The organism is Pseudomonas sp. B13(2017), assembly GCF_002113245.1.
Lineage (GTDB): Bacteria > Pseudomonadota > Gammaproteobacteria > Pseudomonadales > Pseudomonadaceae > Aquipseudomonas > Aquipseudomonas putida_Z.
This window is the reverse complement of record NZ_NEJX01000011.1, coordinates 37,648-49,546: the sequence shown is the minus strand read 5'-3', so window position 1 is coordinate 49,546 and position 11,899 is coordinate 37,648. Positions and strand designations below refer to the sequence as shown.

6 protein-coding genes are annotated in these 11,899 nt (G+C 66.4%); all 6 read right to left on the bottom strand.

The window, feature by feature from the left end; all coding sequences use genetic code 11:
* Positions 1–27 precede the first annotated feature (27 nt).
* Positions 28–669 (bottom strand): SurA N-terminal domain-containing protein, encoded by a 642-nt coding sequence (locus tag CAG44_RS15590; protein WP_085588441.1) that lies wholly within the window; start codon positions 667–669, stop codon positions 28–30.
* A 12-nt stretch (positions 670–681) separates the two neighbouring features.
* Complete coding sequence (locus tag CAG44_RS15585) at positions 682–2,202, bottom strand: ABC transporter substrate-binding protein (protein WP_085692463.1); 1,521 nt, start codon at positions 2,200–2,202, stop codon at positions 682–684.
* 152 nt (positions 2,203–2,354) lie between these two features.
* Entirely contained in the window at positions 2,355–3,020 is a 666-nt protein-coding gene (locus tag CAG44_RS15580) for an SCO family protein (RefSeq protein WP_085692462.1), read from the bottom strand.
* Entirely contained in the window at positions 3,017–3,673 is a 657-nt protein-coding gene (locus CAG44_RS15575; RefSeq protein ID WP_085588435.1) for an SCO family protein, read from the bottom strand. Before CAG44_RS15575 ends, CAG44_RS15580 begins: the two co-directional genes overlap by 4 nt.
* On the bottom strand, positions 3,670–5,646 hold the full coding sequence (locus tag CAG44_RS15570; protein ID WP_085588433.1) for a cytochrome D1 domain-containing protein: 1,977 nt from the start codon (positions 5,644–5,646) through the stop codon (positions 3,670–3,672). Before CAG44_RS15570 ends, CAG44_RS15575 begins: the two co-directional genes overlap by 4 nt.
* A 20-nt stretch (positions 5,647–5,666) precedes the next feature.
* On the bottom strand, positions 5,667–11,516 hold the full coding sequence (mnxG, locus tag CAG44_RS15565) for a manganese-oxidizing multicopper oxidase MnxG (RefSeq protein WP_085692461.1): 5,850 nt from the start codon (positions 11,514–11,516) through the stop codon (positions 5,667–5,669).
* Positions 11,517–11,899: the final 383 nt, after the last annotated feature.

The window sequence follows — 11,899 nt, the reverse complement described above, 5'->3', positions numbered from 1 at the left end:
AGCATTGGGGAAACGCCATCAGGGGCTTCAGTCGGCGATCTCCACGGTAGCGGACGCACGCAAACGTTGGCGCACGGACTGGCGCGCCTGCGCCTCCCGCTGCCCGATGAGCGTGGCCCGGGCCAGGACCAGGCCCTGTTCGCGTATGACCGAAGGCTCGTCACTTTGTTGCTGCACTCCTTGCAGGTTTTGCGAATTGGCATCATAGAATGCCTCCACTTCGGCCTCGCTGGGCGCGGCGACCGCGCTGAGCTGGGCGTACACCTGCTGCGCGGCCAGCTCGCGCCGGGTGTACTCATTGTACTGTGCCCTATCGAAGCCCGCTTCCGCCAGCCGCCGCTCAAAAATTGCCGGGCTGCCAAGCGCGGCCTCGATCTCGCCCACATGCGCCGACACCTGCTCGTCGCTGATGGCTATGCCGAGGCGTTGGGCCTCCTGCCACAACAGTTCCTTGTCGATCAGTTCATCCAGGGCCTGATCGCGCAGGCGCTGGTACAGGTTCGGGTTGCGGATGCTGGCCACCGCGCGGCCCTGGGCGTCCAGGTATTCGCTGAAATAGCGCTCCAGGCGCATCGTCTCGATCTCCACACCGTTGACCCGCGCCGCCGGCATATCGGCCCAGCTTGCCTTGGCCAGCACCTGCAACAGGCACAACAACAGAACACGCATGGCAACCTCCGCTCAAGGGCTGTCCGGCAGTGGCCGGTACGGGGTGACCGCGGTAAAGCGCGGCCCGGGAAGGGCCACCGCCACCACATGGGCACCGGCCATGCCCTGGCGGCGACCGGGGCCGAAGCCCAGGGCCGGGGTCAGGCCGGTGGACACATCATGCAGGCCTTCCAGCGCGGCAATCAGCTGCTCGCGGCTGGTGTCACGGCCAGTCTGCTTCAACGCTTCGCTCAACAGGCGCAGGGCGCACAGGGTGTTGACCTGCAACGACGCCTGGCGGGGGTCGAGGCCCTGGCGCTGCTGCAGGCCGGCCAGGGTCGCCAGGCCCTGTTCGGTCCAGTCCTCGGGCACGTAGGGATAAGCCAGGAACACCCGTTGCGACCAGAACTCGGGCAAGCGCGCCACGGCGCCGGTCACCTGGCTGGAGGCGCCAAACAGGTATGGCTGGCGGCCGGCTGCCTGCAGCGCCGAAGCCAGTTCGGCAAAGGCCTGGGCACGGCCGAGGAAGACAATGCCCTGCCCGTCCACGGCTTTGCCTGCAAAGGCCTGGGCCGCAGGTGTTGCCCAGCCCTGCTGCAGCAGGCGTTCGCGCACCTGTTCTGCCAACGCCGCATGTTCATTGCCGGCATACACCACACGCAGGTCGCCCGCTGCCATGCCCAGCGCCGCGCGGGCGTGGCCGGCCAGGCTCAGCAATTGCGCGGGCAAGCCGGGCAACGGGTCGAAAATCTGTGGGCTGCCGCCGCTTCGTGGGGTGCTGCCGATCAGCGGTACATTGTGTGGCGCCAGCAAGGTTGCCAGGCGCTGGTCGAGCATGGGTACCAATGGCGCGATCAGGGCGAATACCCGCTCCTGCTCCAGCAACTGCTGCAGCGCCTGTTCGGCGCTGGCCGGGTCGGCGCCCGGGTCGAGCACCACCAGTTCCAGGCGTCGCCCGTGGATGCCACCCTGCTGGTTGAGTTGCGTCAGGCCGTCTTCCAGCACCGCACGCACCACCTGCCCGGCCTCGGCCAGCGGGCCGGATGCCGGCAGCAAGGTGCCCAGGCGCAGCACACCCTCCTCCACGCCGGGGTCACGTTCCTGGGCCAGGCGCTTGAGGTAGGCCGTGAGGTTGCGCTGGTCGGCCAGGGTCAGCTCGAAGCGTGGCATGGCCGGGTCCAGGCGATTACCGGCCGGGTCGACGCCGTGCTGAATGGCCCGGGCCAGGCTGCTGTCGGTGTAGGCCGGATAGCGGCGGCCGTTGACCTCGCGTTCGCCCTGGCCTTGCGCCAGGCGCTGCCAGTCGAGGCTGGGCGGGCGTACTCCCCCTTCGGCGCGGCCGCGGCCATCGTTGCCGTGACAGCTGGCACAGGGCAGCACGCTGGCGGGGACCGTCATGTCGCTGGCGCCGACACGGGCTTGCAGTTGTGCGTCGCTGCTGGAGACGCCCTGGCGGTAGAGGTGTTTGCCGGCTTGTTCGTTGGCGCTGAGGTCCAAGGCAAAGGCCGGAGCACAAAACATCAGGCTCAAAAGCACAACCAGGGTCGTGCTCATGGCTTTTCCAGCCTGCTCAGGCCTCATCGCCGGCAAGCCAGCTCCCACAGAGATCGCAGCGTGCCTGAAGGCAGTGTCATACCTGTGGGAGCCGGCTTGCCGGCGATGAGGCCGGCAGCAACAGCATAAGGCCACCAAGGCATTCATGATGCTCACCGCCCTGCCAAAGGCAGTGCCAGCAACTGCATGCGCTGGGCAATCGCCGCAGGCGGTGCATCCGGGCGGATCTTGCTCCAGCGCTTGCCGGCCACGTCGCCGGCAATCAGCTGTGTCGAATGCTGCTCGGGGCTGGGCAGGAACTGGCCGATGCGGCCGAGCACCAGGTCGACATTGGCCTTGTCACCCGTCAGGAACACCCAGTTGGGCCCATCCACACCCTGCTTCTCGGCAAACGCCTTGAGCACTTCGGGCGTGTCGTTGAGCGGGTCGCTGCTGATCGACACGAAGGTCACCTGGCTGGCCAGCTGCGGCCCCATGGTCTCGCGCACTTCACGCAACTTGCGGGTAATCAGCGGGCAGGCGTCGGTGCAGTGGGTGAAGATCACATTGAGCATCACCACCTTATCCTTGAGCACATCGCTGTAGAAGCGCAGCTCGCGGCCGTTCTGGTCCTTGAGCACAGTGTCGGTGAACCAGGTCCGGGCATCGCGGGTGCCGCCACCACTGGTCATCGCCTGCGGGGCCGGCTGCGGTTCTGGTGCCTGCGGGGCATGGCCTTCATGGGCGAACGCCACCGAAGCGAGGATCCACAGGCAGCCACCCAGCACCAGCCAGTCAAAACCGCGCATGCCAACGCGGCGGTTGCTTACCTGGCTCATGGTTGCACCTCGTGATGGTCGGCAATGGCCGTGCTCTTGGCATGCACCCGGCGGGCGCCGAGGCGGTTGATTTCGTCGATCAGCACTGCCGGGTCGGTGAACCCGTAGTAGCGCGTCCAGTGCCCGGTGCGCCCGTCACCCACCAGGATCAGCGGCGGGTGCTGGCTGAGGTCGGCGCTGAAGCTGCCCAGGCCCTTGAGGGTTTCGCTGATGGCGTACGGCGTGCCGGTCAGCCAGCTCCAGCCCGGCCCCTTCTGGAAGGCCTTGGCGTAGTCCTGCAGGCGCTTGGCGTCGTCACGTTGCGGGTCGACGCTGATCGACACCAGATGAATGTCTTGCCCTACCCGGCCACCCAGTTGCTGCTGGACCTTGCCCATGATCGACGACACCACCGGGCACACCGTGGTGCAGCTGGTGTAGATGAAGCCCATGACCACCAGGTGGTCGCCCACCAGGTCTTTTTCCAGGCGTACCGGCATGCCGTCCTGGTTCAGCAGCGAGACATCGGCAAAGCGCACGCTGGCCTTTTCCTGGCGCGCCGCCGGCGGCTGTTCGGCGTGGCCGTTGTGATCGTGGCCACCATGGGCCAGAGCCAGGGTGCCGGCCAAAGCCAGGCTCAGGGCCAACAGTTTGCAAGCATGCTTGGCGTTCATCGCAGACTCCTCACGTCATTCTCGGAAACGGTGGACGTTGCGGCCGGCAGGACGCGCAGGCTGGTGTAGTTTTCCTCGGCGAACCTGCGCCCCAGCGACGGCGACTGCACGTGCAGGTACCAGGCGCCGGCTTCGGGCAGGGTCAGGGCTGCCTGATAGATGCCCTCGCCCACCTCCTCCAGTTGCAGGTTTTGCGGCATGGACGAAGGCGCCAGGAAGTAGCGCAGGCTCAGGTCGCTCAGGCCCAGGCGCGGCTGGCCGTCGTCGCCGACGATGCGCACCCGCGCGGTAACGGCGCTGTGCTGCGACAACGGCCGGTCCAGGCCGATGAACTCGGCGTGGGCGCCCTTGCGCTTGCCGGCATTCGGCGCTGCGGCCACGTCGGTGCTGAAGCAGTGGATGATCTGCGGCTGGTTGAGCAGGAAGGCCACGTCGAACTTGCCGGCGGCGGGCATCTTCACCGTCGAGCCGTACACGCCCGGTGCCAGTTCGCGCAGGCTGCGGTCGACGACGATGGCGGCGCGGGCCTGGTGGCCACGGTTGTTGTAGCCGGACATCGGTGCGTTCATGCCTTCGGCGTAGAAGTAGGTGGTGTTGTCCACCGGATTGACCACGAACACCGAATTGTCGTCACGCGACACCGACAGCCCCTGGGCCAGCGGCAGGTCACCGGCCTGGCGTGGCGCCGCCGGGCCAGCCTCGAAGCCCTGGATGATCGGCGAACGCCCTTCGCCCAGGCTGGCCAGGTTGATCATGCTCACCTTCGGCGAAGCCAGGCCGCGCACGTAGGCATAGCCCTTGGTGAAGGTCAGCTGGTACGGTTCGGCCGCCACCGGGATCTGGTGGATCAGCTTGTCGGTACTGGCGTCGATCACCAGGGCCTGGTTCTCCAGGGTGTTGAGCACGATGCCGTAGCGGCCATCGCTGCTGAAGCGCATCGGCCCCAGGCCCTGGGCGGCCTGGACCGTGTGGCGCAGCTGGTGGTTGCGGGCATCGAACACGCGCACGCTGCCCTCCTCGCCATCGACCACGTACACCGCCTGGGACAACGCCGAATAACTGACCGACAGCGGGTGCGGGCCAACCTTGATGGTCTTGGCCAGGCGCATTTCCGGGATGTCGATGACGCTCAGGGTGCCGCTGTCGCGGTTGCTGACATAGGCGTAGCGCGAGTCGGCACTGAAGGCGATTTCGTGGTGCCCGCCGCCGGTGTTGAAGGTTTTCAGGGTGTTGCGCCCCGGTACATCGATCACCGTTACCCCGCCCTTGGCCGGGTCGCTGCTGTTGTTGCCTACCCACAGCCGGTGCTGGTCCGGCTGCAGGGCCACGCGCAGGGGCTGGTCGCCAGCGTTCAGGTCGGCCACGCGGGTGAAGGTCTCGGTATCGATCACCGAGACCTTGCCGCGCTCCGGGATGGACACGAACACCAGCTTGTCGTCACCAGTAGCCACCCAGTCCATGGGCCGCCCAGGCAGGTCGATGCGGGCCATGGTGCTGGTCACGCCGCCCACCGAAACGGTCGGGTCGATCACCGTCAGGCTGGCGTCCTTGTTCATCATCAACAGGAAGTAGCTGTTCAGGTCGAGCAAAGGCCGGGCGCCGATACTGCTTTTGAGGAACAGCGCGACACGGGCCTTGCAGCTCTGGTCGCGGTCGCCCTCCGGGGCCGACTGCGTCGGGTCGATCCACGCCCCCGGGGCCATGCCCGACAGCGGCTGGCCACTGGCCTGGTCGCTGACCTTGAAACGGATGTTGGCGAAGCTGCCCTCCTGCAGCTCGCCCCCCGCCAGCGGCCGGGCCTCGAACTCCACGGTCACGCCGTCGCGGCTGAGCCGGTGCGGGGCCTGCGGGTCGTCAGAGCCCTGCAAATACTCGCGCGGATCGCACCAGAGGCTTTCATAGGCCACGCCCAGGCCGATCAGCACAGCCCCCAGCGCTACCCCCATGTATGCAAGGCGGGTTTTCTTGTTCATGTTCGCGCCCCCATTTACCGTCACTGCGCCGGTGCCGTTGCCGGCGGCGCTTCATTGGTCACCCGCAAGATCCCCCACAGCCCCGAAAGGTTGCCGTAGGCGGCGTAGTCGCGGAACAGGTAGTCACCCGCCACCGCGTTGGCACCGCCGGCACTGGGCAGCATGAAGCTGAAGTGCGCGGCCGGCAGCACGCTTTCCTGGGCCCCGATGTACATGGCCATCGGGTTGTAGCCGAAGCGCACCGAGCCGATGCCAGGCAGGCTCAGCGGGTAGCCGTCCACGTCGTTCTTCTCGGCCTGGTAGTTGTGCAGCGGCCACAAGTGGCCATCCAGCTGGTAGACCATGCCGCGGCTGCCACCACTGGGCATCACGATATGGTTGCGCACTGGCTGGCCGGGCTTGGCGTACAGCACCGGGGTTTGCGGGTCGCCACCGACCAGGGCGTTGGCGTAGGCCATGTGGGCATTGGGCACATCGCCAAAGCCCAGGCCGGCGGCGCGGCCGAAGGGTGAGTCGGGGGCCATGCCGAAGCGCAGCCACAGGGGCTCGGTCTTGTAGTTGACCGCCATGTTGCCGTTGTCCTGCGGGTCGCCGGCGGCGCCGTTGCCTTCGGTATTGATGCCCTCCACCGGGCGGCCGTCGGCCCAGCGCATGTTCAGCGCACGCTGCCAGACCGTGACGAAGTCGCGGTAGTCCGGCTGGCCGGTGACCTTGACCGTGGCCTGGGCCCGTGTTGCGCCGTCTTCGGTCCAGGTGGCGGTCTGCGGCAGGATGCTCATGGCACCCACCAGGCCTTTCTGCGGCTGCTTGATGAAGTCCGACGGGGTCAGGTTGAGGCCGCCGAACTCGATGGCCGTGGTGTTGATGTTGTCCACCGTGCGGCCCAGTTGCGACACCGGCTTGCCTTCACGCTCCAGGTGGCCGGCATAGTACTGGTAGGTACGGGTCGGCCAGGCGCCACTGGTGCCGGCACGCGGGGCCACGGTCTGCACCGGGTTGAGGCCGACGTTGGCGCCGTCGGACTTGGTGATGTCGTAGGCCAGCAGCTGGGCATGCAGGCCCACGTGGCTGGACGGCCGCATCAGGTTGTTGGCAAAGGCGGTGGCACCCTCGCTGTCGAAGCGGTCACGCTTGACCACGTTGTGCATCACCGCAGTGCTGGGCAGGTCCGGCATCACCAGTGGCAGGCGGTTTTCCAGGGTGATGCTGATGCACTCGCCGGCGTTGGCGCGCAGCACCAGCGGCTCCACGGGCACGCCCGCCTTGAGCTTGCCGGTGGTAGCGTCCAGGTCGGCCTTGCGCACATACAGGATCGCGGTCGGGTCGTGCAGCGGCGCGCTGTGACCACCGATGGTGAAGGGTTCCCCATCTTCGGGGTCTACCCCACTGACCAGCGGGATGGCGGTCTTGCGGCTGTTGAACACCAGGGTGCCGCCGTTGGCCTTGAGCGGGCCGCCGACATGCTGGCCGACACCGGCCGGGTCGTTGATGCTGACGCCGTTGCGGTTCTCGAGGATGTCGTTGGCCAGTGCCGCGACGATTTCGTAGCTGCGCTTGACCGTGGGGCGGCTGCCGATGCCGTTGGGGTTGGCCGTGGTTTTCGGGCAGATGCCATCGAAGTTCACGGTGTTGCGCATGGCCACCGGCTGCGGGTTGTTGGGCAGCGGGAACAGGTCGGCACGCTGCGCGGTGTAGTTGCGCATGATGCCCCAGATGCCGTTCCAGTAGCCCTCCAGGGCCGCATCCAGCGAATACAGGTAGTCACCGTTGGTGGCTGCCGAACTGGAGATCATCGACACCGGTGCCATGAAGCCCAGTTGTTCGGAAATACCGATCATCTGCGATGACTTCCAGCCCGAGTTGGAGCTGTTGCCGTAGCCGGTGCCGTTCTGCAGCCACTTCACGCCATGCAAGGTGATGTTGTGCTCCTCTTCATGGCCACCGGCATGCATGCGCAGGCGTACGTTGTCACCGGAGTAGGTGCGCAGCATCGGGGTAAACGGGTCGCCCGGTTCGCTGCCGGCCGCGTTGATGTGCGGCGGGAACAGCGTGGTGCCGCCGGTAGGGCCGACCGCCGAGGTGATCGCCGAGGGCGCCAGGTTCAGTGCCGGGATGGCGCGGTCGGTACGGGTTTGCAAGGCGTAGCTCAGGTCGCCGGCCAGGCCGTCGGCCTGCATGCCACGCTTGCCGTCCGGGCCGACCTTGTTCGGGTCGTACACACGCAGGGCCAGGGGCTCGTTGCGGTAGTTGACGACGAACATGCCCGGGTCATCCACCGAGATTGCCTGCGGGCAGGGCCGGCTTGGGCAACCGGGGTTGATGCCGCCGCGTTCCTCGACGATGGCCTCCAGCAGGTTCGACGCCTTGCCGCGCACCGGCGGGTTGATGGCGTAGCGGAAGCTGTCGGCGGTGGCCGGGTACGACTGGGCATTGGGGATGCCGTCCGGCCCGGCGCCGACATACACACCGGCCTCATAGGCGTGCTGGAAGTCGCTGTATTCCAGGAAGAACTCGCGGTAGCTGTCGTTCTTGCCGTCGCCATCGTGGTCACCGGTCTGGATCACCGCCTGCCACGAGGTCGGGCCACCGTCCTGGCGCGTGGCCGGGTTGTACAGCTTCTCGCCGGTTTCGGCGTGGTACCAGGTGGAGTTGGCCGGCTCGGCCAATACGGTGGCATACAGCCCAAGCTGCTGGTGGGTCGATGGGCCGAGGTGGTCGTGGGTGAAGATGGTGCCCAGGCCACGGTCGACGTTGTACACGTTCACCAGCGGGTCGGCGAACCAGCGCTGCATGGCCGTGCGTGCGCCCAGCCAGTCGGCCCGGCCGAAGCGGCCGAAGTACGGGTGCTGCCGGGCTTGCGGGCAGGCGGCGGTGCCGTCGCGGCTATCGCCCTGGGTGCAGCCGTTGTAGGCACGAATGGCCTGCACCCGCTCGACCACACTGCCGGGCGAGAGGATGCCGTCTTCGTAGTTCCAGCCGTTGGCCGAGCCATCGGCGGCGGTCAGGTCCCACTTGGGCAGGTGAATGTGCTGGCCGATCACGTCGGTCGGGGTGCGCACCTGGTAGTCGTCCATCTCATAGATGTTCGGGATCAGGTTGGTGTGCTGGTACATGGTGCAGTCGAAGGTGTTCATGCGCATCACCAGCGGCTCTGGCGGGCGCTGCTTGGTGATCACCGGCCAGGCGTCTTCCCACAGGGCGATGATGCGGGCCTGCGGGAAGTGGTAGCCGACCTTGTTGTACACCGCGTCGAACTGGATGTTGGCGCCCTTGTAGATGCGTGGGCGGTCGGCGGTGAAGGCCGAGGCGCCACGGAAGTTCAGGCCCGCCAGGCTCTCGCCGCTGAAGTACTCGCCTACCCCGGAAGACTGGGTCAGGCGTTTGCCCCGGTCATCCATGCACGGCTCGTAGAACGGCGCGCCGGCAGTCGGCAAGGCGCCGTTGGTGCGGAACGCCTTGGCCACCGGCTGGCTGCCAGGGATCAGGGCGAAGCTTGGGTGTTCGGCCAGGGCGTGGAACTGCATGGCCGCCTGCTCGACATCGGTGCCCTCTTCGGGCAGGTAGATCGGCTTGGCCTTGTGTACCACCTTGGTGAAATCGAGCTTGGTGGTGGTGGTTTCGGCCTCGCCGCCGGCGGATACGCCGTCCAGCGCGTGGCGCCCCAGGCCGCCGTCCCAGCCATCGACCTGGTTCGGGTCGAGGTTGGCCCACAGTGCGTTGCCGCTTTCCTTGAGCTGGCGTGCCATGGCCGGGTCGAGCATGTCCAGTGGCGGGGTTGGTGGGCGGTTGCCCACGCTGCTTTCCATGCCGCCGATCCAGAACGGATAGCCAGGGTTCTTCAAGGTGCCGTCGGCGTTGCGGTTGGCGTCGCTGCGGTCGACCAGCGCCAGCGAGCCGATGGCCTTGCGGACCGGCGCCTGGTTGGCTGGCTCTTCATCCTCTTCTTCCTCGGGCTCGTCGTCGTCATCATTGGCGGCAACCAGCGCTTCGGACAGCTTCGGTACCACCACCACCTTGCCTGGCATCGGCGCCATGGCCTTGCCGGGCAGCGGCACGATGGCCGGGATCGGCGTGCCGGCAACGATCTCGCCATCGGGCAGGGCCCGGGCGCCAACCGCCGGCTTGCCGCTGCGCAGGGCGAACGGGGTGTTGTGGAAGCCGTTCTCGCCCTGCCCGCTCACCTCGAGGCGGGTGCCTTCCTCGAACACGTCGTGCACCCGCCACATGGCCCACATGCCCTGGGCGAAGTGCGGGTAGAAGTGGCAATGGTAGATGGCATCGCCCGCCACCCGGTTGCGGTTGCCCGAACCGCCGTTGGCGATTTCGTAGGTGTAGCCGACCCCCGCGCCGATGCCCTGGGCATCGATGTAGTCGGAATTGTCGTCATTGGGGTTGAACAGCCACTGGTGGCCGTGCAGGTGGAAGATGTGCTGCTCATGGCCGTTGTGGGTGTTGCGGAACTTGGTGAAGTCACCGATGTAGCTGTGATGCACGTTGGCCGGTTCCGCCGGGAACAGGGCCATGCTGGCCTTGACCCCGACGGCGCTGGCCGGTGGTACCTCGCCAGGGCGGATGTGCTCCAGGCCGACGTTGGCCGGCACGTCCACCAAAGTACCGACGTCACCGACAGTGTGCGCACTGAGGAAGAACTCCTCGTAGGCGCACGACAGGCAGTCGTGCATCGGCCCCACGCCCAGGCGGTTGGCCACCACTTCGGCGCCCATGCCACCGGAACCGTAGTTGATCATGAACGAGTCGCGGGTGGGTTCCAGTACGTGGCCCATCACCGGGTCGGCCCAGTAGCCAGGGAACGCCTGGGTGCCGGCGACCTCGTCGGCGAACTGCGAGGCGAAGTCACGGAACGCCTCCAGGCGGTTGGGCAGCGCCGGGTTGCGCTTGCCCAGGCTTTCCAGCGGGTAGGTGGATTTGGGGAAGCTGCCATCGGGGTTGGGGCCCATGACGATGGCATCGGTTTCGCTGTTGATGATCTGGTTGCCGTCGACCATGGCAATGATCGGCTTGCCGGCCTTGCCTTCGGCGATCCAGGGTTGCATTTGCGGGTAGCGGGCTTCGTAGTCGATCACCGGCTGGCCGGTGGCGGTACGGCCGGTGGTGGCCAGGCGCATTTCTTCTTCGGTGAGGGTATTACGGTAGGTGCGGCCGAGCTTGGGCACCACCACTACCTGGCCGAACAGGCCGTTGGCAACGTTGCCCGCAGTACCCTCGCCGCCGAAGGTGGCGGCCTTGCTGGTAGCGGCGAAAGCGCCTTCGCGTTCGGCGTACAAGGTATAACTGCGGGTGCTGCCGGGGCTGACGAAGAAGTTGCCGTTACGCCCGGTGTAGGCAGAAATGTCGGCAATGCTGTTGACCGCCTGCATGCCGTTGATCTGGAAGCCGACCATGCGCTCGGCCACCTGCTCGTCGGCGACGAAGCCTTCGGCGGCTTCGTTTTCGAGCTCCGGCCCCTCCTCTTCGCCCTCAGCCTCTTCGGCCTCGATGCCGTGCTTGTTGGGGTTGGCCTTGTAGTCGAGCAGGTTGGTCAGGTTGACGGTAAGGCATTCACCGGCGGCCACCCGCAGCACGATGGGCCGCGGGCGCTTGTCCGGGCGCAGGGTGACCTTGCCCGGTACTGCCGCCCCGCCGCTGCTGAGGGGGACCATCTTGTCGTCCACCACATCCTCGCGCAGGGCGAACATCATGCCGTTGGCGTTTTGCGCGCCAAGGCGGTTGAACATCAGTGGCTGGTCCAGCGCCACCACGTTGGCGACCAGGGTGCGCTGGCACTGCACGGCGGCTTCGCTGGTCGACTCCCAGCCGAGCAAGGCCAGAACGAGTGATGACAGGATGGGGCCTTTGAGTGGCATAGACATGCTGCACCTCCGGGACACAGGATCTCTGCGTGGAGCTGGAGCAAGGTGTATGCCAGGAGCGGATTGCTTTTGTTTTCAGTTGGTTGCAGCGGCAAACGAAACAGATTGGGGAGGATTCCCCAGCGGTTTTCCCCGAAACGGGGGGTGGGTTGCAGGTGTTCGTCACAAGATTTTCAGCGCCTGTAAGACATTTCTGAACATAAAACCAAATACTTCAGAAACGACCCGCTTGGGAATTATCCTACGCGCGCTGCCGAACTATCGCTGTTGTCGGGGAAACACCTCACGGATAACGTTTTCGGGTCGCTTCGGTGACCGGGCATGAGAACCCGACAGATAAGCTAGCAGCACCTCTATGGTGGCCGTACGTGGGCGGGCTTTCG